The organism is Brevibacillus sp. SIMBA_040 (genome assembly GCF_046535075.1).
Taxonomy (GTDB): domain Bacteria; phylum Bacillota; class Bacilli; order Brevibacillales; family Brevibacillaceae; genus Brevibacillus.
This window is the reverse complement of record NZ_JAWRXI010000173.1, coordinates 1-274: the sequence shown is the minus strand read 5'-3', so window position 1 is coordinate 274 and position 274 is coordinate 1. Positions and strand designations below refer to the sequence as shown.

1 protein-coding gene is annotated in these 274 nt (G+C 58.4%); it reads right to left on the bottom strand.

The genetic code is table 11. The annotated features are described in order from the left end of the window. Nucleotides 1-249, bottom strand: a 249-nt coding sequence (locus SB752_RS32425) for a zinc-binding dehydrogenase (protein WP_410719501.1), incomplete at its 3' end; no start/stop codon positions are given. Between the last annotated feature and the right edge of the window lie 25 nt (nucleotides 250-274).

The following is a 274-nucleotide window of genomic DNA, read 5'->3' as shown; positions in this document are numbered from 1 at the left end:
CAGCATTTGCTTGGCTTTGTCGTACGCGTAATCGAGCTCGGTGCCGTGTGCCTCCATTCCCACGCAATCGATGCAGCGATCGGGTCCGCGGCCGCCGGTCAGTTCCAGCAACGCGTCATGAACGTTGGTCGTTTCGTAGTTTATGGTCAATGCGCCACCACGCGATTCGGCCATTTGCAGACGATCGGGAAAGCGATCAATCGCAATTACTCGTTCCGCGCCGAGTAAATAAGCGCTGCGAATTGCCATCTGCCCGACACCGCCGCAGCCCCAG